Annotated in this window: 16 protein-coding genes and 1 pseudogene; 6 read left to right on the plus strand and 11 right to left on the minus strand. The window is 73.6% G+C overall.

The annotated features are described in order from the left end of the window. The first annotated feature begins 140 nt into the window (after nt 1–140). The 3 genes from ACFQUZ_RS18895 (at nt 141) to ACFQUZ_RS18905 (ending at nt 3261) form a co-directional block, all read left to right on the plus strand. Nucleotides 141–695 (plus strand): hypothetical protein, encoded by a 555-nt coding sequence (locus ACFQUZ_RS18895; RefSeq protein ID WP_377443887.1) that lies wholly within the window; start codon nt 141–143, stop codon nt 693–695. Between the two features lie 138 nt (nt 696–833). Further along, nucleotides 834–2240 carry a class II 3-deoxy-7-phosphoheptulonate synthase gene (locus tag ACFQUZ_RS18900; RefSeq protein WP_377443889.1) on the plus strand — a complete coding sequence of 469 codons (1407 nt, stop codon included), beginning with the start codon at nt 834–836 and terminating at the stop codon, nt 2238–2240. Next, nucleotides 2233–3261, plus strand: a complete 1029-nt coding sequence (locus ACFQUZ_RS18905; protein WP_377443891.1) for a threonine aldolase family protein — start codon at nt 2233–2235, stop codon at nt 3259–3261. Before ACFQUZ_RS18900 ends, ACFQUZ_RS18905 begins: the two co-directional genes overlap by 8 nt. A 132-nt stretch (nt 3262–3393) precedes the next feature. On the opposite strand, the pseudogene ACFQUZ_RS18910 reads toward ACFQUZ_RS18905, so the two are convergent. Further along, a pseudogene (locus ACFQUZ_RS18910) lies at nt 3394–4296 on the minus strand (deoxyribonuclease IV); the annotation flags it as partial. Then, nucleotides 4287–6248 (minus strand): Stk1 family PASTA domain-containing Ser/Thr kinase, encoded by a 1962-nt coding sequence (gene pknB, locus ACFQUZ_RS18915; protein ID WP_377443893.1) that lies wholly within the window; start codon nt 6246–6248, stop codon nt 4287–4289. The pseudogene ACFQUZ_RS18910 and the gene pknB, both read right to left, overlap by 10 nt. A 253-nt stretch (nt 6249–6501) precedes the next feature. Here pknB and ACFQUZ_RS18920 point away from each other — a divergent pair, with 253 nt between their 5' ends. Beyond that, the gene (locus ACFQUZ_RS18920) at nt 6502–6816 is read left to right on the plus strand and encodes an Rv2175c family DNA-binding protein (RefSeq protein WP_377444041.1); all 315 of its coding nucleotides are present in this window, start codon (nt 6502–6504) and stop codon (nt 6814–6816) included. A 163-nt stretch (nt 6817–6979) separates the two neighbouring features. Here ACFQUZ_RS18920 and mptB read toward each other — a convergent pair whose 3' ends face one another. Genes mptB through ACFQUZ_RS18935 form a run of 3 tightly spaced genes read right to left on the minus strand, consistent with a single transcriptional unit; the run spans nt 6980 to nt 11138 of the window. Further along, nucleotides 6980–8593: a polyprenol phosphomannose-dependent alpha 1,6 mannosyltransferase MptB gene (gene mptB, locus ACFQUZ_RS18925; RefSeq protein WP_377443895.1), complete on the minus strand. Its 1614-nt coding sequence runs from the start codon at nt 8591–8593 to the stop codon at nt 6980–6982. 2 nt (nt 8594–8595) lie between these two features. After that, nucleotides 8596–9678, minus strand: a complete 1083-nt coding sequence (locus ACFQUZ_RS18930) for a polyprenyl synthetase family protein (RefSeq protein ID WP_377443897.1) — start codon at nt 9676–9678, stop codon at nt 8596–8598. Beyond that, nucleotides 9675–11138 (minus strand): transcriptional regulator, encoded by a 1464-nt coding sequence (locus ACFQUZ_RS18935; RefSeq protein ID WP_377443899.1) that lies wholly within the window; start codon nt 11136–11138, stop codon nt 9675–9677. Before ACFQUZ_RS18935 ends, ACFQUZ_RS18930 begins: the two co-directional genes overlap by 4 nt. Nucleotides 11139–11492: 354 nt before the next feature. Between ACFQUZ_RS18935 and metF the strand changes: the two genes are divergently transcribed. Together metF and ACFQUZ_RS18945 are read left to right on the plus strand one after the other, a co-directional pair. After that, nucleotides 11493–12410: a methylenetetrahydrofolate reductase [NAD(P)H] gene (gene metF, locus ACFQUZ_RS18940; protein WP_377443901.1), complete on the plus strand. Its 918-nt coding sequence runs from the start codon at nt 11493–11495 to the stop codon at nt 12408–12410. Between the two features lie 134 nt (nt 12411–12544). Further along, the gene (locus tag ACFQUZ_RS18945; RefSeq protein WP_377443903.1) at nt 12545–13210 is read left to right on the plus strand and encodes a CDP-alcohol phosphatidyltransferase family protein; all 666 of its coding nucleotides are present in this window, start codon (nt 12545–12547) and stop codon (nt 13208–13210) included. Between the two features lie 10 nt (nt 13211–13220). On the opposite strand, the gene ACFQUZ_RS18950 is transcribed toward ACFQUZ_RS18945, so the two are convergent. From ACFQUZ_RS18950 to ACFQUZ_RS18975, 6 genes are all read right to left on the minus strand, one after another. Further along, complete coding sequence (locus tag ACFQUZ_RS18950; protein ID WP_377443905.1) at nt 13221–14837, minus strand: phytoene desaturase family protein; 1617 nt, start codon at nt 14835–14837, stop codon at nt 13221–13223. Then, nucleotides 14723–15874: a glycosyltransferase gene (locus ACFQUZ_RS18955; RefSeq protein WP_377443907.1), complete on the minus strand. Its 1152-nt coding sequence runs from the start codon at nt 15872–15874 to the stop codon at nt 14723–14725. Before ACFQUZ_RS18955 ends, ACFQUZ_RS18950 begins: the two co-directional genes overlap by 115 nt. Then, nucleotides 15871–16695, minus strand: a complete 825-nt coding sequence (locus ACFQUZ_RS18960; protein ID WP_377443909.1) for a carotenoid biosynthesis protein — start codon at nt 16693–16695, stop codon at nt 15871–15873. The genes ACFQUZ_RS18955 and ACFQUZ_RS18960 overlap by 4 nt, the downstream gene beginning before the upstream one ends. Continuing rightward, nucleotides 16692–17264 carry a GNAT family N-acetyltransferase gene (locus ACFQUZ_RS18965; RefSeq protein WP_377443911.1) on the minus strand — a complete coding sequence of 191 codons (573 nt, stop codon included), beginning with the start codon at nt 17262–17264 and terminating at the stop codon, nt 16692–16694. Before ACFQUZ_RS18965 ends, ACFQUZ_RS18960 begins: the two co-directional genes overlap by 4 nt. A 43-nt stretch (nt 17265–17307) precedes the next feature. Then, a complete protein-coding gene (locus tag ACFQUZ_RS18970) occupies nt 17308–18039 on the minus strand; it encodes a monooxygenase (protein WP_377443913.1) in 732 nt (243 codons plus the stop codon). Nucleotides 18040–18130: 91 nt separating this feature from the next. Next, a complete protein-coding gene (locus tag ACFQUZ_RS18975; RefSeq protein ID WP_377443915.1) occupies nt 18131–18619 on the minus strand; it encodes a YbaK/EbsC family protein in 489 nt (162 codons plus the stop codon). Nucleotides 18620–18915: the final 296 nt, after the last annotated feature.

Genomic DNA, 18915 nt, shown 5'->3' on the forward strand with positions numbered 1-18915 from the left:
ATAGCGTGAGGAAGGGTCGCTTACCACCGCATAGCGGTAATAAGCGGCCCTTCCGTCGGCTTGGCGGCTGGCCGTTCAGGCGGATCGTGTGGCACACTCGCCCGCGATATCAGTCTGAACCGCCGAAGGGAGAGCCGACCGTGGCTGGTCTGTCCCGATCGGTTGCCCGCGCCGCCGCGCTCGTCCTCTCCACTGCCGTGCTGTCCGGTTGCGGCGTCGGCGGAGACGGTGGCGGCGCCGGCGGTGGCGCCCCCGGCGGAGCGGAACCGGCCGAGGACGGCGCGGCGGAGGCGCGGACCACGGTCCAGGCGTACCTCGACGCGATGCTGACCAAAGACCGGGCAGCCGGCCGAGCCCAGTTGTGCGCGCCGCTGCACGAGAGTTTCGACCAGTCGGCCCAGGGCCCCAACGGCGACTTCGCCGGGCACTTCAAGGTCGCTTCCGCGCAGATAACCGAGGTCGTCGCCGACGGCGGGCGGCAACGGGTGAGCACCGTCATCCGGGCCGACGTCGGCAGGCAGCAGTTCACCCGGGGCATCGCCTTCGTGGTGACCCCCGTCGACGGGGCCTGGTGCATCGCGGAGGAGACGGCGTCCGACGCGACCGCACCGCCGGACGCGGAGGCGTCGAGCCCCGGGCCGGCGGAGCCCGGCGGCGCAGCGAACCCGACCGGTGCGCCGTCGCCGTCGTCGTGACCCGGGCGGGCGTCCCACGCCGCGTCGCGGCCCGCGGAGCCCGGCATGTCCTCGGTGCCCCGACCTGCGGCCTCCCAACAGCCGGAACGGTCACCCTCGGTGCCAGCGGTCGGTACCCTTCGCCGTACGCTTTCTGTCATGCGCCATGAGTGGCATCAGCTGAGCTACCCGGCCGTCGGCAGCCCGGGACTGCGAACCACCCGCCCCACCGACACCTCCGCTGAGGACGAAGCCCTCGGCCTGGACCGGTGGCGGAGCCTGCCACGGGCGCAGACCCCGCCCTGGCCCGAGCAGCAGGCCGTCGACGAGGTGTGCAAGATCCTCGACAACGTGCCGTCGGTGGTCGCCCCCTACGAGGTGGACATGCTGCGCGAGCGGCTGGCCCTGGTCTGTGAGGGCAGGGCGTTCCTGTTGCAGGGCGGCGACTGCGCCGAGACGTTCACCGACAACACCGAGAGCCATCTGCTGGCCAATGCCCGCACCCTCCTCCAGATGGCGGTGGTGCTCACGTACGGAGCCTCGCTGCCGGTGGTCAAGGTGGCCCGCGTTGCCGGGCAGTACACCAAGCCGCGCTCACTGCCGACCGACGCCCGGGGTCTCCCGGCGTACCGCGGCGACATGATCAATTCCCTGGAGGCGACGCCGGAGGCCCGGGTCGCCGACCCGCAGCGCATGATCCGCGCGTACGCCAACTCGTCCTCGGCGATGAACATGCTGCGCGCCTACCTGGCCGGTGGCCTCGCCGACCTGCACGCGGTGCACGACTGGAACAAGGGCTTCGTCCGCAACTCGCCGGCCGGCGAGCGGTACGACGCGATCGCCCGGGAGATCGACCGGGCCCTGGCATTCATGCGGGCCTGCGGGATGAGCGACGACGAGGCGCTGCGCACCGTCACGCTGTACTGCTCGCACGAGGCGCTCGCCCTGGAGTACGACCGGGCGCTGACCCGGGTCTCCGGCGGCCGGGCGTACGGCCTGTCCGGGCACTTCCTCTGGGTTGGCGAACGGACCCGGCAGTTGGACGGCGCGCACATCGACTTCATCTCCCGGATCGCCAACCCGATCGGCGTCAAGTTGGGGCCGACCACCAGCCCGGACCAGGCGATCGAGTTGTGCGAGAAGCTCAACCCGGACAACGTGCCGGGTCGGCTCACGTTGATCAGCCGGATGGGCAACCACAAGGTGCGCGACGCGTTGCCACCGATCGTGGCCAAGGTGACCGCTGCCGGCGCCAAGGTCGTCTGGCAGTGCGACCCGATGCACGGCAACACCCACGAGTCCTCCAACGGCTACAAGACCCGGCATTTCGACCGGATCGTCGACGAGGTGCTCGGCTACTTCGAGGTGCACCGGAACCTGGAGACGCATCCGGGCGGCCTGCACGTGGAACTGACCGGTGAGGACGTCACCGAGTGTCTGGGTGGGGCGCAGGGCATCGAGGATCTCGATCTGCCGGACCGCTACGAGACCGCGTGTGACCCGCGGTTGAACACCCAGCAGTCGCTGGAGCTGGCTTTCCTCGTGGCGGAGATGCTCCGTGGCTGACCTCGTCGACCTCCGCTCCGACACGGTCACCCGGCCGACGCCGGCAATGCGGGCCGCCATCGCCGGGGCCGAGGTGGGCGATGACGTGTACGGCGAAGATCCCACCGTCCAGGCCCTGGAAGCCGAGGTCGCCGGGCTGTTCGGGCACGAGGCGGCGCTGTTCACGCCGAGCGGATCGATGGCGAACCAGATCGCCCTGCAACTGGTGGTGCCGCCGGCCCACGAACTGCTCAGCGACGCCGACGCGCACGTCGTGACGTACGAGGTGGGGGCCGCTGCCGCGTACGGCGGAATTTCCTCGCGGACCTGGCCGGCGACCGGTGCGGACCTGGACCCGGAACTGGTCGCCGGGATGCTCCGGCCGGACGGCTACCACGCGGTGCCGACCCGTGCGATCGCCGTCGAGCAGACCCACAACCGGGCCGGTGGAGCGGTGATTCCGCTGGCCACGCTGGTCGAGCTACGCGCGGTCGCCGACCGGGCCGGCGTGGCGCTGCACTGCGACGGCGCGCGGATCTGGCACGCCCACGTGGCCGATCGGGTCCCGCTGGCCCGTTACGGCGAACTCTTCGACACGCTGTCGGTATGCCTCTCCAAGGGGCTCGGCGCGCCGGTCGGATCACTGGTGATCGGTAGTGCCGACAAGATCGACCGGGCACGGTGGATCCGTAAGCGGCTGGGCGGGGGCATGCGCCAGGCGGGCATCCTGGCCGCCGCCGGTCGGTACGCGTTGCGCGAGCACCTGAGCCGGTTGGCCGACGACCACGCCCGCGCCGCCCGGCTGGCGGAGGCGGTGGCGCCGTTCGGTGTGGTGGCCGGCCCGGTGCGCACCAACATCGTCCCGCTGGATCTCACCAAGACGATGCTGGACGCGCCTCAACTGGCCGCCGCGGCGCGGGACGCCGGGGTGCTGATCTCGGTGCTCGGCCCGCGGACCGCGCGGCTGGTCACCCACCTCGACATCGACGACCCCGCCATCGACCGCGCGGTCGACGCCCTCACCACCATCCTCCGCCGCTGACCCCGCACCCCCTCCCCGCACCCCCTCCCCGTCGATCTAGGGCAGATGGTCGTGATTGGAGATCAACTCACGACCATCTGCCCTAGATCGACGGGGAGGGGCGGGGGGGAGGGGCGGCGGGGAGGGTTGGGGGCGGAGGCGTTTGAGGGTGGCGATATCGGCGGCATGTCCCTCGTTCCGTTCCCCGCTCGGCGTCTCCACCAGCACCGGCACGCCGGCGGTCGCCGGATGCCGCATCAGTTCGGCGAACGACGGCTCGCCGATGGTGCCCTTGCCGATGGACTCGTGCCGGTCGCGCGTCGATCCGCACAGGTCCCGGGAGTCGTTCGCGTGCACCAGACGCAGCCGGTCGGCGCCCACCGTGGCGACCAGCAGGTCGAGGGTGGCGGTCATCCCGCCCTCGGCGGCCAGGTCGTGCCCGGCCGACCAGGCATGGCAGGTGTCGAAGCAGACACCCAGCCACGGATGCCGGTCCACGGCGTCCAGGTAGGGGCCCAACTGTTCCACCCGGGCTGCCAGCGACCGCCCACCGCCCGCACTCGGCTCCACCAGCAACCGCGGGCTGCCCGCCGCCGCGGCGGCGTCCAGCAGCGGCAGCAGGACCTCGCGCACCTGGGCCAGAGCCACCGCCTCCCGTTCCACGTCGACCGCGCTGCCGGCATGGAAGACCACTCCGGTGGCGCCGATCGCCGCCCCGCGGCGCAGTCCGTGCGCCAGCGTCTCGGCCGACCGCTGGACCGTGGCCGCCGTCGGGGAACCGAGATTAACAAGCAACGAGGCGTGGATGTAGACGGGAACGTCCCGCTCGGCGCAGCCTTCGCGGAAGGCCGCGTCCTGGGCCGGATCGCCGGCCGGCATCGCCCAGCCGCGGGAGTTGCCCACGTACACCTGGACGACCTCGGAACCCACGGCGTCGACGTACGGGAGGGCCGACCGGGCCAACCCGCCCGCCGTCGGCGTGTGCGAGCCGACCCGCCGGCTCGGCGCGACCGGTGGAGCCGGCGTGCCGCCCGGCGTCGACGGCGTCACAGACATCCGAGGACGATCTGCGTACCCGGTGGCACCTGGGTGTTCTCGGCCGGCACCTGATAGCGCACCGTGCCGTTCGGGTTGATGTCCAGCCGGGCCGTGAGCTGCTGCCCCTGCAGTAGCTGTTGCGCCTGTTGGCAGGGCAGGTCGATCACGCGTGGGACGGTGATCGCCGGTGGCCCCTTGCTGACCTTGAGCTTGACCTCGGCGCCCTTCTCCACACCGGTGCCGTCCGGCGGGTTCTGCTCGATCACCTCGTCCTTGGGCTTCTCCGAGTCGACGTACTGCTCCACGGAGACCAGGCCGAGCTGGGAGAGCGAGGTCCGGGCCTCGGTGATGTTCTTACCGACCAGTCGTGGCACGGACAGCGGAGCCTTCCCCTTGCTGACCACGACCGTAATCTTGGTGCCCGGTTTGACCTCGGTGCCGACCTGCGGATTGAGACCGATCACCACGCCTGCCGGCAGGTTGTCGTTGAACTGGTCCGGCCCGCGCTCCACCACGAGCCCAGCCTTCTCGAGGTTGCCCTGCGCCAGGTCGAGGCTCTGCCCGGTCACGTCGGGCACCTGGAAGCGTTCGGGGCCGAGGCTGAGCACGAGGGTGACCGTGCCGCCCTTGACGATGCGGGCGCTGACCGGCGGATCCTGCTCGACGACGACGTCCTTGGCCGCTTGGGCGTCGTAGCGCGGGGTGCCGTACGCGATGGTCAGTCCGGCCTGGTTGGCCCGGGCCTCGGCCTGCGCGCGGGGCAGCGCGGTGAGTTCCGGCGCGACCGTGTAGCGGCCGAACCCGAACCACCAGCCGCCGAGGCTGAGTAGCAGCACCAGCACCACGCCGACGGCGACGACCGTCCGTCGGTTGGCCGGATCGGTGAACAGACCAACCATCCCACCGCGCGAGCGGTCCGGGGCACCGTCGAGGCGGCGCCGACCGCGTGCGGGCCGGTCCGGCTGCTGCTCGGGAAGTCGTGCCCAGGACGGTCGGGAGGCCGGCTGGACAGCGGAGATGGTCATCGTCGGCTGCTCGACCGGGCGGAGCACCGCGGTCTGCGCAGCGTTGACGCTGCCCAGATCCTCCCGCGCCACCTGGACCTCGGCCAGGAGGGCGCCCGCGTCGGTGGGCCGGGCGCCGGGATCCCGCCGGGTGGCACGGATGACCAGGTCGTCCAGCGCCGACGGCAGACCGGGTACGAGCGTCGACGGTGGCGGTACGTCCCGGTCGACGTGCTGCCAGGCGATGTCGACCGCCCGCTCGCCGTCGTACGGCACCCGACCGGTCAGCATCTCGAACAGCACGACGCCGGCCGAGTAGACGTCGGTACGCGGGTCGGCCCGCCCGTCGGTGACCAGCTCCGGCGCCACGTACGCGACGGTTGCCATCAACCTGCCGCCAGCGTCCTCGTCGGCGCTGGCCTCGACGGCCCTGGCCAGACCGAAGTCGGCGACCTTGACCACGCTGTCCACCAGGTTGCCGGCGCCGCCGCTCGGGGCCTCGGCCACCAGCACGTTCTCCGGCTTCACGTCCCGGTGTACCAGGCCGGCCCGGTGCGCCGCGGCGATGGCGGCGAGCATCTGCTCGAAGATGGCCAGCGCCTCGCCGGGATCCAGCCGCCGCCGGTCGGACAGGATGTCGCGCAGGGTGCGACCACGGACGTACTCCATGACCAGGTACGGCAGGCCGTGGTGGCTGCCCTGGTCGTAGACGGCGACCACGTTGGGGTGGGTCAGCCGGGCGATTGTCTTGGCCTCGTCCGTGAATCGGTCGACGAAGCCGGCGAGCCGGCCCGCCTCGCCCGGACCGGGCGTGGAATGAATGATCTTCAGGGCGACGGTTCGTTCGAGACGTTCGTCCGTGGCGGTGTAGACCGTCGCCATGCCGCCGCGGGCGACCCGGGCGCGGATCCGGTAGCGCCCGTCGACCAGCGAGCCCAGCAATGTGTCGGCGACCTGAATGTCCATCGGCAGGCAGTCTATGTCTTACGACGGGGACGGCAGAACAGGATGCCACAGTCGCCGGGCATCGATCTCATATCACCGCCGCCACCAAGTACCACGATGGCGTTGGCGCAGGCAGCCAGGGACGTGCGAGGGTGAACGGGTGAGTGAATTCGTATCCGCCGCCGACCGGGCCCGGCCGGGTCCGGCGTCCGCCGACCGGGCCAACTCGGGTTCGACCGGCGCCCAACCGACCGCGGGCCGGCCCACCGACTGGCTGACCCTGCCGGAGGTCGCCGATCGGCTGGAGGTGTCGATCAGCAAGGTCCACCAGATGATCCGGGAGGGTCAGGTGCTCGCGGTCCCGCGCGACGGCGTCCGCCGGATCCCGGCCGAACTGGTGGCCAACCGAACGGTGCTCAAGCACCTGCCCGGCATCCTCACGCTGCTCCGCGACGCCGGGTACGACGACGAGGAGGTGCTCGGTTGGCTGTACGAGTCCGACGACACGCTGCCCGGGACCCCGGCCGCGGCGCTCGGTGGTGACCGGGCCCGCGAGGTCAAGCGCCGGGCGCAGGCCCTCGGCTTCTGACCGGGTCGACCTGCGCCCGCACCGGCGCCCGCACCGGCGTGCTAATGCCGCTACTGGTTCGCCCGCGGGCTGGGAACGCCCCGGCCGGTCCCGGTGATCCGGCGGTACGCTCCGGGCGGCCAACACCTGGTGCGGCGATATACCGGAGAGGCATGGTCAATCGTCATACCTTTCCGGTATATCGCTCGCTGGCTTCTCGTCCAGCCGGCCCGGGTTCTCTCCGGCGTCGCCACGCCCACACCACCAGCCCGATCACGAGGGCGGTGTCCAGCAACGCCCCGGGCAGCTTGGTCAGGACGGCCAGACCGAGTCCGTCGGGCAGCACCAGGAAGCTGAGCCCCACCGCCGCCCCGGCCAGCCAACGGCCCGGACGGCGGTCCGCCACCCCGGCGGCGAGGACCGCGATCGCCGTCAGGGCGTACCACGGGTAGAAGACCGGAGACAGCACGGCGAGCGCGCCGAAGGTCGCACCGCAGGTCGCCACCACCCGACGCCGCGCCGCGCCGGCGCGGTAAGCGGTGTCCGGCGCCGACCCGGCCGGGCCCACAGCGGCGAGCCCGGCCCGGACCAGCAGCGCCACCGCGACGGCGACCAGGACCACCAGGCCGATCCCCCGCGCCACCGCCACCGCACCGGCCATGCCCTCCGGATGCCCGACGATCCGCAGCAGGTAGCCAGCCGTCATCCCCAGCCCGGTCGGCAGCGAGGTCCACTGCACCAGCCGGCCGGTGCCGGACAGGGCCGCCAGCCAACCCAGATCCAGCCCGGTGAGCAGGCTCAGTCCCGTGAACGCGAGGAGTCCGGCGGCCAGCACCGGCACCGCCGTCCGGGCGACCGCACCGGCGGACCGGCGGCCGACCGCACCGGCGGACCGGCGGCCGACCGCACCGAGCAGGACCACGAACGGCACCGCGACCAGTGCCGTCACCTTGACCGCCACGGCGAGGGCCAGCAGGACACCGGCCCCCGTGAGCGGGACGTCGACTCCCGTGAGCGGGCGTCCGGCTTCCGTGAGCGGGCGTCCGGCCGCCGCCGGACGGGTCACGACGCCGGCCGCGAGGGCCAGCGCGGCCAGCACCAGGCCGACCATCAGGCCGTCGTTGTGCGCACCCGCCACGAGGTGCACAGCCACCAGCGGGCTGAGCAGACCGAGCCAGGTCGCCACCGCTGGATCGACCCCGCCGACCCGGGCCAGTCGGGGAAGGCAACCGGCGACGAGCAGCCCACCACCGAGCGCCACCAGCCGGAACAGGCCGACGGCCACGACCAACTGACCGTCGACCGAGTCGGTGACGGCGCGAGCCAGGGCCACCACCAGCCCGGCGAGCGCCACCGCCAGCGGCCCGTACGGGGTTGGCGTCTCCCGCCACAACTCCGGCACCGCCGCCGCCCACGCGCAGCCGCCGGTCGCCACCCCCTGCGCGTACGGGTCGGCACCATCGAGCCACAGCGCACCCTGGCAGGCGTACGCGTACACGTCCCGGCTGGCCAGCGGCGGCGCCACGAGCAGCGGAGCCGCCCACAGCGCGCCGGTGACCAACAACCAGCGCACCGATCGCGTCACCGGCCGCAGTCGCCACCAGGCCACCGACAGCGTCACGAGGCCGACGACGCAGGCCAGCAGGCCCAGCCAGTACGCCGGACCGGCGGTTCCGTCGCGGGCGGCGCTGCCCTCCGCCCCGCCGGGTAGCGCTCCCGCGGCGTATCCGCCCGCGGCGATCAGGCAGGCTCCGACGAGCCCCGCCAACCGGACACCGAGCCCGGTCGAGGCCCGCACCCCTAGTCCGCCCGCCGGGTGGCCACAAACGCCAGGTCGACCAGCACCCGCCGAGCCTCGGCGTCCAGGTCCGCGCCGTCCAACGCGGTAAGCGCCGCGTCGGTCAACTCGCCGATCCGCCGCTCGGTCCGGGCCAACGCACCGCTGCCGTCGATGATCGCGCGAAGCCGGTCGACCATGGCGGGCTCCAGCGTCGGATCGCCGAGCCGGTCGGCCAGCAGGGTCTGGTCGGCCGGGTCAGCCATCTCCATCGCGGCGGCCACGAGATAGGTCCGCTTGCCCTCACGCAGGTCGTCTCCGGCCGGCTTGCCGGTCTGCTCCGGGTCACCGAACACCCCGAGCACGTCGTCGCGCAGCTGGAACGCCTCGCCCAGCGGCAGCCCGTACCCGGAGTAGGTCCGGCGCACCGGCTCGGGGGCGTCGGCGAGGGCGGCGCCCAGCAACAGCGGACGCTCGATCGTGTACTTGGCGGACTTGTAACAGGCCACCTTGCTCGCTCGGGTGACCGAGGTGTCGGCGCTGGCCTGCGTCAACACGTCCAGGTACTGGCCGACGGTGACCTCGGTGCGCATCTCGTCGAAGACCGGCCGGGCGCGAGCCACCGTCTCCGGGTCCAGGCCGCCACCGTGCAGCAGCTCGTCCGACCAGACCAGGCAGAGATCGCCGAGGAGGATGGCGGCCGCGGCGCCGAAGCCGTCCGGGTCACCGACCCAGCCGGCCGTCCGGTGCCGACCGGCGAATCGTCGGTGCACGGCGGGTCCACCCCGCCGGGTGTCCGACCGGTCGATCACGTCATCGTGGATCAACGCGCTGGCCTGGACGAACTCCAGCGCGGCCAGGGTCGTCACCACCTGGTCGGAGTCGAACCCACCGGCCCCCCGGTAGCCCCAGTAGGCGAACGCCGGGCGCAACCGCTTGCCGCCACCCAGCACGAACCCCTCCAACGTCTCGGCGACCGGGATCAATGCCTCGTCGACCCCCGTCATCCAGCGGCGTCGTTCGTTCAGAAACGCCGCGAGCGACTTGTCGATCCGTTGGCGAAGGCCGGCTCGGTCGACCGGCGACGTGGGGGCAGCGTGGGTCACCCCCTGACGCTATCCGCTCCGGCCGGCCCTCGCCCCCCGGCCCGCCACCGGGCTTCGCCGGCCGGCACGGGCCTACCGGTGGGCAGGAAAGCGGTCGCCGCCGTGGCCAGAAAGCGCCGCACCACGGGTTCGTTCCGGTATGCCGTCAGGCGTGCCCGCACGGCGGTCAACGCGGTGGTGGCCCGGACGGATCCAGAGCGGACGGCTTCCAGCAGCGTCTCGTCGGCCACCGCGCACGCCTGCTCGACCTCGCCCAGGTCGAGCAGCACCCCGGCCCACCAGGCGCCGTAGAGCGCCCGCGTCCGCGGCGACCCCGGCCGGCACGCCGCGGCGGCCAGCATTGGCTCGGCCCGCGACGGCCGGCCCAGGACGGCCAGACAGCGGCCGGTGAGTGCGGCCAGTACGGTGTCGTCCAGCCAGTAGAGCCAGGACGGGTTGCGATCCGGGAGGTGCGCCGCCGCGGCCCGATCGGCGGCGGCCAGAGCCGACCTGGCCAGCCGATGCCGACCGGCCAGGGCGGCCGTGACGGCCAACCGGTGCAGCTGGACCGCCCGCAGCCCGGCCGGGGCGCTTCGTAGGCCGGCGTACCCGATCCAGGCCAGTCGCATCGCCGTCGCCGGATCGCTTCCGGACAACAAATGGCTGCCGCAGCTCAGCACGTACCCGCCGAGGAGCCGGTCGCCCGCGGCGGCGGCGAGCGTCAGGGCCCGGCGGTAGTCGGCGAGGGCCCCGGATGCGTCCCCGGCGTCGGCGCTGAGCCAGCCGGTGAGCTGGGCCGCCTCGGCGGCGAGTCGCAACCGCCGACGCGTCGTCGACCCGGAACAGCGGCCGGCCCGGGGCCGCCCGCCGCCCGCTCCGGCGGTGTCAACCGGCGTAGCCCATGACCCGAGGCGGGCACCCGTCGGCCCGGACGGGCCCGACGTCGATGATCCACCCGGTGAGCCCAGTGAGGCCAGCCGGCGCCGCCCGAAGGGCGCCAGGTCGACGCCACCGACCAGGTCGTCCAGCCGGCGAAGCTCGGCCAGCTCGGCGATGGCGGCGTCCGGGTCGATGTCCACGATCGGCATCGGCACCGGGTCGAGGCACCCCGCGTCGGTCAACCACCGGTGGGCGAGGGCCACCAGGGCCCGCCGGGTCCCGGTGGCCGGCCCGCCGGCGGGCCGGTCGCCGCCGCGCGGGGTGGCCGACCGGCGGGCGACCGGTTCCCGGGCCGTCTCGGCCGCGGCGGCGACCAGGTGGTCGAGCGGTGTCTCCAGTACGAGGGCCAGCCAACCCAGCCAGAACTCACCTGGTACCCGGCGCTCGCGCTCCCACCGGCTCACCTCGTGCCGGGTGATCGTCGGCATGCCGGCCGCCGCGCAGAGCCGCTCCGCCAGGCCCAACTGGCTCCAGCCGCGGGCCGTCCGGAGCGCGGCCAGGAGGGGCCCGAGCGTCGCGGGCGCGCCACGCTCGTGATCCACGCGGCGACCACCGGGCGGCGGGCCGGCCGGGTCGGGTGGGCGCCCGGTCCCCGGGTCGGGACCGGCGGACGGAAAGGGAGCGGACGGGGTCATGGACGTCCTTGGTCGCAGGAATCGGTCGGACCCCCACCCGCACGACGCCTTGGGGAGAAGACACCGCGCGGACCCGCGACCACGCCGCAGCGCGGTCCGGCGGACGCCCCGGACCGGTCGGTCCGGGCCATCCACCGCGTCCGTTCCTACCGGGCCGGTACGACGTTTTGCCGGCGCCGCCGGCCGCCCGGCCGGACCCGGGAAACGACACACTGTGGGACTGAACTCCATCGGGCCGGCCGGAAACGGTACGGTCGTAGGGTGGCGCTCGGTCTACCTTCCGTCCTTCCCCCGTCGCAGCCGTCGATCGGGGAGCTGATCCGTGCCGCCGGCCCGACGTTCTCGTTCGAGTTCTTCCCACCGAAGACCGCGGACGGGGAGCGGCAGCTGTGGCGGGCGATCCGGGAGCTGGAGCCGCTGCTCCCGTCGTTCGTCTCGATCACCTATGGGGCGGGCGGGACCACCCGGGACACCACCGTGGCGGTGACCGAACGGGTCGCCACCGAGACCACCCTGCTGCCCATGGCGCACCTGACCGCCGTCAACCATTCGGTCGCCGAGCTGCGCAACGTCATCGGCCGGCTGGCCGCCGCCGGGGTCCGCAACGTGCTGGCGGTGCGCGGCGACCCGCCGGGTGACCCGAACGGGGAATGGGTCCGGCATCCGGACGGTGTGCTGTACGCCGAGGACCTGGTTCGGTTGGTCCGCGACTCCGGTGACTTCTCGGTCGGGGTGGCCTCTTTCCCGTACAAACACCCCCGGTCCCCGGACATCGAAACGGACACCCGGTATTTCGTCCAGAAGTGCCGCGCCGGTGCCGAGTTCGCGATCACCCAGATGTTCTTCGAGGCCGACGACTACCTGCGGCTTCGGGACCGGGTGGCGGCGGCCGGCTGCGACACCCCGATCCTGCCGGGTGTCATGCCGGTCACCCAGATGCGCACCATCGAGCGGTCCGAGCAGCTTTCCGGGGCGCCGTTCCCGCGCCGGCTCGCCGACCGGTTCGCCCGGGTGGCCGACGACCCCGAGGCCGTTCGCAAGCTGGGTATCGAGCAGGCCAGCGAGATGTGCCGCCGGCTGCTCGACGAGGGGGTGCCGGGGATCCACTTCATCACCCTCAATCGGTCCACCGCCACCCGCGAGGTCTGGCAGTTGCTGCGGGTGGGTGCCGCGGTGTGAGCCAGCCGGGGCTCCCCGTCCCGCCCGCGTCGGAACATCGGCGCGACCCCGCGTCCGGCTCTCCGTCGGTGGAGTCGGAGCAGCGGCGCGACTTGGCGTCCGATTCCCCGGTTGAATCCGGGGTGGGGAAACGGATGATCTGGGACGACTACGCCGTCCGGTGGTCACGGCTGCACGGCGGCTTCGATCCGCGCGCCGCCAGCACGGTGGTGCGCGGCTGGCTGCGCATGTCCTACCTGGTCGGGTACGCCCTGAGCCGGCTCCGGGTGTCGCCGACCGGGGTGACGCTGGCCGGCGCGGTTCTCTGCGTCGCCGTACCGGTGGCCGCCGCCGGCTCCGCCGTCGGGGTGATCGTCGCCGCCTGCCTGGTCCTGCTGGCGGCGGTGGCGGACAGCGTGGACGGTGCGGTCGCGGTGGTGACCGAACGCACCAGCCGGCTGGGGTACGTTTACGACTCGCTGGCCGACCGGTTCGGTGAGGCGTGCTGGCTGGCCGCCTTCTGGCTGGTCGGTGCGCCGGGGTGGCTGGTGGTGGCGGCCGGCTCGATCTCCTGGCTGCACGAGTATGTCCGGGCGCGGTCAGTGGCGGCCGGGATGAAGGAGATCGGCACGGTCACCGTCGGGGAACGGCCGAGCCGGGTCTCGATCGCGCTGGTCGGGCTACTGCTGGCCGGGACCGCCGGGTTGATCGACCCGGATCTGGCGCCCGGCACGATGACCGTGGTGACCGCCGGCTGGGTCCTGCTGGCCGGGTTCGGGCTCACCCAGTTGCTGGCCGCCGTCCGCCGCTCGCTGCGCTAGGGGGAGGACGTCAGCCCGGTCCGATCAGGTCGGCGACGATCTGCGCCGACAGGGTGACCATCGGCAGCCCCCCACCGGGATGCGTGGAGCCACCCACCAGGAACAATCCGTGTGCGGGTCCGCGGTTCGCCGGCCGGAGCAGCCCGCCGGCGGTGCCGTAGATGGTCCCGCCCGGTGCCCCGGTCGCACCCGCCAGGTCGGCCGGCGTACGGATCTCGGTGAACAGCAACCGGTCCCGCACCTCGGTCCCGCGCTCCGCGAGCACGTCCAGGACCCGGTCCGCGTACGCCTCGGCGAGCCCTGGCCGGCGCCAGTCCACCGCGCCCGTACCGAGCCCGTGCCGGGCGGCGTTGACAAGCACGAACCACGCCTCGTGGTGATCCGGGCGGACCACCGGGTCGGCGGCCACCGTGACGAACACCGTCGGGTCGGCGGCCGGGCGGGCCGGCACCCCCCGACCCGGGTCGCCGAACACCGCGTCGAACTCGGCGTCGTAGTCGGCGGGGAAGAACACGTTGTGGTGGGCCAGACCCGTCGTCTCGCCGCGGACGCCGAGCAGCAGCACGAACCCGGCCAGGCTCCGGTCGGCCAGCCCGGCCAACCGGGCGGGCGTGGGTAGCAGGTCCCGATAGACGGTGAGCGCGTCGACGTTCGCCACCACGACGTCGGCCGGCACCGGCCGGGCGGCACCGGCGAGGCGTACCCCGTGGACCCGACCGCCCGCGGCGTCGATCGCGGTCACCGCGGTGCCGGTCTGCACGACCACGCCGAGGTCCAGGCATCGCGACAGCAGCTCGTCGGCGAGCGTGCCCAACCCACCGCGCAGGTACCAGCCGCCGAAGGTCAGTTCGGCGTACGGAACGGCGGCGAGCGCCGCCGGCGCGCGCCGCGGATCGGCGCCCGTGTAGGTGGCGTACCGGTCCAGCAGCATCCGCAGCCGCGGATCGCGCAGGTGACCGCGACCCAGTCCGCGCAGGGTCCGGCCCGGCCCGATCGCCGCCAGGTCACCCAGCCGCCAGGCGAGCCGGGCCAGCGACAGCGGCGAGTCGACGCTGCCGCGCAGGATGTCCCGCCAGGAGGCGTCCCAGACCCGACCCGCGCGCCGCCACAGCCGCCGCCAGTCCGCGGCGGCGGTGTCGCCGAACGCGGCGGCGATCCGCTCCGCGAAGACCACCGGGTCGGCGCACGAGTCCAGCACGCTGCCGTCGGCGAAGGTGTGCCGGACGATCGGATCCACCGGCACCAGGTCGAGGTACTCGTCGAGCTTCGCCCCGGTCGCCTCGAACAACTCGGCGAAGACCTGCGGCAACGTGAGCAGGCTCGGCCCGGTGTCGAAGCGGAACTCGCCGGCCGGGGTTTCCCGGGTGTATCGGCCCAGCTTGCCGCCGACGACATCGGCCCGCTCGAAGACGGTCACCTCGTGCCCGGCCGCGGCCAACCGGGCCGCCGTGGCGAGCCCACCCACCCCGGCACCGATCACGACAACCCGGCTCATGTGCCGCCTCTCCCTCGCTACACAGGGCGTCCGCGCCAGGTCAGCCGCCGCGTCCTCCGCAGATGGTACGACCGCGCGGTGAGCCAGCCGAGCAACGCCACGGACACGGGATGCGCGAGGGCGTCCGGCCACCAGCGGCCGCCGGTGGCCCGGGCGGTGACCATCCGGCCGACGACGCCGAGCAGGTAGCCGGCCAGCGCCACCAGCGCCGTGCCGGACGCCCCGGCCAGCGCGGCTCCCAGCGCGACGAGCGGCGGCGCGGTGTAGAGCAGGAGCAACAGCGTCACCACCGTGGCCGCGGCGACCGGGGAGCCGAAGCTCGCCCACAGTGACTTGGTGTAGCCGTCCCGCAGTTCCGCCCAGGAGCCGTACATCCGGCAGGCCGCCAACGCCGAGCCGTCGGCCAGGGCGATCCGGCCGCCGGACCGCTTCACCGCCCGGGCCAGCTCCACGTCCTCCAGGATCCTGTCCCGTACCGCGCCGTGCCCACCGGCCCGCAGGTATCCGGGCCGGTCGACCACGAGCAGCTGACCACCGGCGGCGGCCAGCGACGGCCGCGCCGAGCGTTCCATCGCGCGCAGCGGCAAAAAGGTGAGCCACAACCATTGCAGCAGCGGCTGGACGAGGCGCTCACCCACCGACCCGACGACGATCCGGGGGTACGGCGACAGCAGGGTCACGCCCGACGTCCGTAGCTCGGCGACCGCTGCCGCCACCGCGTGCGGGGCGAGTATCACGTCCGCGTCCACGAAGACCAGCACCGTCGCCGTCGGGTCGGCGTGCCCGGCGAGCTGCTGGCAGGCGTACGGCTTGCCGAGCCAGCCGGCCGGCGGCGGCGCGCCGGTGACCAGGCGGACCCGCGGATCGGCCCCGACCACGGCGTGTACCACGTCGGCGGTGCCGTCGGTGGAGCCGTCGTCCAGCACCACGATCTCCAGGTCGGGCACGCCACGCTGGGCGAGCATGGCGCGCAGACAGGGGGTGACCCGGTCAGCCTCGTCGCGTAGCGGTAACAACACCGCCACCCGCTCCCCGGACGGGATCGGGGCGGGTGCCGGTCGGCGCAGCCAGCGGGTGGCGTTGACAAGCGTGTGCCCGGTGAGCGCGGCGAGGACCAGGGTGCCGGCGAGCACCAGGGCACCGAGCACCGGCGGGGCGGCGACCGTCATCGGGAGGCTCGGGGCCGGCGGCGGTCACGGAGCAGGGTGACGGCCAGCGGCACGGCGACCGTGGCCATCGCGAGCGCGCCCCAGGCGGCCGACGCCGGCAGGTCCAGGAAGACCGCGTGGGCCAGCACGCTCGAGGCGTACGTCCAGAGATAGAGCGCGTACATCGGGGCGTCGGTGCGGCGGGCGGCGCCCACCGCGGGTCCGGCGGCGGGGCGCAACAGGGCGGCCAGCAGTACGGCGAAGAGCAACCAACCGAGGTAGTTGCGCAGCGGGATGCCCGGTACCCCGGGCAGTGCCGGTGTCTGGTCCAGCCAGGTCCAGTAGCCCTCGGCCACCATCTGCGGGTCGAGGAAGACATCCCAGGTGGCGAGGCCGACCCCGGCGATCAGCACCCGGACCACGGGGTGCCGGCTGAGCCGCACGGCGGCCAACCAGGCGGGCCAGGCCATCCAGGTCCAGGCCAGCGGAATCACCAGCGGCACCCCGGCCAGCTCCGGCCCCAGCGCGCCCGGATAGTCGTACCGGCCGAACGGCACGCCGGTGGCCACCCCGAGCGCCTCCACGGCCAGCCCACCGCCGGTGGTGACCAGCACCAACGCCAGCGCGGCCCGAGTCCCCCGGGTGAGCAGGGCATGCCCCACCGACAACAGGTAGCCGAGCAGCACGGTGCCGACGGTGAGCCGGGCCCGGGTGGTGCCGTCCGTCAGCGGATAGCAGATCTGGGCGAGGATCAGCACACCCAGCAGCAGCCACGGCAACCGGCTCCGGAGCCCGGTGGTGTCGGTGGTGCCCGTCGTGCCGGTGGCGGTGTGGACCGTCATCGGCGGTCGGCGGCGTCGGCCCGGCGCAACGGCTCCAGCGGCAGCTCCCGACCCAGCACGGCGAACGCGCGCTCGTCGCCCGGGAAGTAGAAGTCCCGCAGCACGTCGACGAAGCCGAACCGCCGGTACAACCGCCAGGCCCGCGACGTCCGCTCGTCGGCCTCTGGGGTGGAGAGCAGGGTGGCGCCACCGTCGGCCATCCGCAGGAGCGCGGACAGCTGCCGGGCGCCCAGCCCGTGGCCTTGGGCGGCCGGCCGCACGTGCAGTTCCACCACCTCGAAGCAGTCGGTGAACCAGGACTTGCGCTGCTCGTCGGCGAGCGCCGCGTACACCTGGTCGTGCCACCACTGGCCGGGCGCCGAGAGGTACCCGTAGCCGAAGCCGGCCAACCGCCCGTCGGTGCCCAGGGTGGCCACCGCCCGGAAGCCCGGCCGGCGTAGGTGGGTGGCGATGTAACCCTTGCGGGCCTCCAGCAACTCGGCGCGGTAACCCATCGCCTCGCCGTACACGGCAACCACGTCGTCGAGCCGCCGGGACAGGTCGTCCGGCCGCCACGGCACCAGCCTCATCCTCGACCGCTCCTCGCTCCGGGCCGCACCGTGCCCACCACCCTCATACCCCCGGCGCCCAGCCGAGCACCCCCCGGTCGCCGGTGACGTCCAGCACGGCGAACCGGGCGAACAGTTCTTCCGCGTACCACCGTTCGACGGGGGTCCGGTCGATCGCGGCGCGGTGCTCGGGACGACGGTACGCGAAGTTGACCAGGTCGGCCGGCGTACGCCACACGCTGACCGTGCCCTGCCAGCCCAGCGGGGCCTCGCCGACGCCGAACCGGGCGAGCAGCCCCGGCGCGGTGGCCAGGTGGGCGGCCACCGGCGGGATGGCCCGCCAGAACGTCGCCGCCCGCGCGGGACGGAGCCGGGCCCGGGTGAGCGCCAGCACCGGCCCGTCGGTCCGCCCACCCGGTGGATCGCCGAACGGCTCGACGCCGGACCAGCGTCCGCGGCTGGTCAACGGCCGCAGGTCGACCCGGGCGGCGGCGCTGCCCAGCCGGGCCCAGGCGCGACCGACCGGGGTGGCGTCGAATGCGGCGGCGGCGGTCGGGTCGTCCCACACCACAAGCGCTGCCCACCGGGTCGGGTCGGCGTCGGTCGGCCCGAAGGTGGTCCCGGTCCCGGTGCCGAGCAACTTGCCGAACCGTACGCCCGGAGTGGCCCGCAACCGGCGCGGGTCCAGGGCCATCCGTAACAGCGCGCGCGGCAGCGCCGCCCGCGGCGTCCGCCAGACGTGCAGGGTCACCAGTTCGGGTACGGGTCGGCCGGTCCGGCGCTCGGCGGGGGTCACGCCGGTCGCCTTCGGCGTGGCCCCCGGGGCTTGCCCGCTCGCTGCTCGCTAACGGGCCACCGTCGGCGCGGACCGCGAGGGCCCAGCTCGCTCATGCCACCTCGGCGGGTTCGCCGCCGGTGATCCGGACCAGCTCGGCGTAGGTGGTGGGAAAGACCGCGCGGGGCACGCCGCCGGCCGCCCAGATCTCGTCGTACGCCTCGAGCGCGGTGTCCACAAGCGTGCGCACCGGGCTGGGATGGCCGAGCGGGGCGACCCCGCCGATCGGCTGGCCGGTGTGCTCCCGGACGAATTCGGGGGTGGCCCGCTGGAGGGTGGTGACGCCGATGCGGGCCGCCAGCCCGGCGGTGTCCACCCGGTGGGCGCCGCTGGTGAGGACCAGCAGCGGCGCGCCGTCGGCGTTGAAGACGAGCGAGTTGGCGATCTGGCCCACGGTGACGCCCAGCGCGTCCGCGGCGGCCTGCGCGGTGTGCACCGCGTCGGACAGCAGTCGAACCTGGCTCGGCGTCGCGGAACCGTCGCGGGCGTCCGCCTTGTCCAGCGCGTCCTGCACCGCCCGTACGTTCGGGTGTGGCTGCATCCTCCTATCTTCGCCGGTCACGGGCTGTGGTGGCCGGCGGGTGCCCGGACCCCGGCGGGGCGGCGAAAGGTCGGCTCGACATACGGCATGCGGGGGTGCCGAGGAGGCGGTGACCGCCCGGAATCCCGCATCTCGTGTCGATCACCCGTTGGCAGACCGATCCGGTGACCCGATCGGCGCGACGTTGCTTTTTTGTCGGAGGCAGGGTGTACTGTGAGCCGTAGTTAGAACGAGTGTTCGATTAGGTCGCACACTCGTTCTGACGGGGAGCGGTGTTCGCGGCACGGCTCTCCGGT

Source organism: Plantactinospora sp. GCM10030261 (genome assembly GCF_042666615.1).
Classification (GTDB): domain Bacteria; phylum Actinomycetota; class Actinomycetes; order Mycobacteriales; family Micromonosporaceae; genus KBS50.

Bases quoted from the DNA above. Each gene is read 5' to 3' on its own strand.
- ACFQUZ_RS18900 (WP_377443889.1), top strand. From the start codon at position 834: ATGCGCCATGAGTGGCATCAGCTGAGCTACCCGGCCGTCGGCAGCCCG.
- pknB (WP_377443893.1), bottom strand. From the start codon at position 6,248: ATGGACATTCAGGTCGCCGACACATTGCTGGGCTCGCTGGTCGACGGG.
- ACFQUZ_RS18945 (WP_377443903.1), top strand. From the start codon at position 12,545: ATGATCTGGGACGACTACGCCGTCCGGTGGTCACGGCTGCACGGCGGC.
- ACFQUZ_RS18955 (WP_377443907.1), bottom strand. From the start codon at position 15,874: ATGACGGTCGCCGCCCCGCCGGTGCTCGGTGCCCTGGTGCTCGCCGGC.
- ACFQUZ_RS18960 (WP_377443909.1), bottom strand. From the start codon at position 16,695: ATGACGGTCCACACCGCCACCGGCACGACGGGCACCACCGACACCACC.
- ACFQUZ_RS18965 (WP_377443911.1), bottom strand. From the start codon at position 17,264: ATGAGGCTGGTGCCGTGGCGGCCGGACGACCTGTCCCGGCGGCTCGAC.
- ACFQUZ_RS18975 (WP_377443915.1), bottom strand. From the start codon at position 18,619: ATGCAGCCACACCCGAACGTACGGGCGGTGCAGGACGCGCTGGACAAG.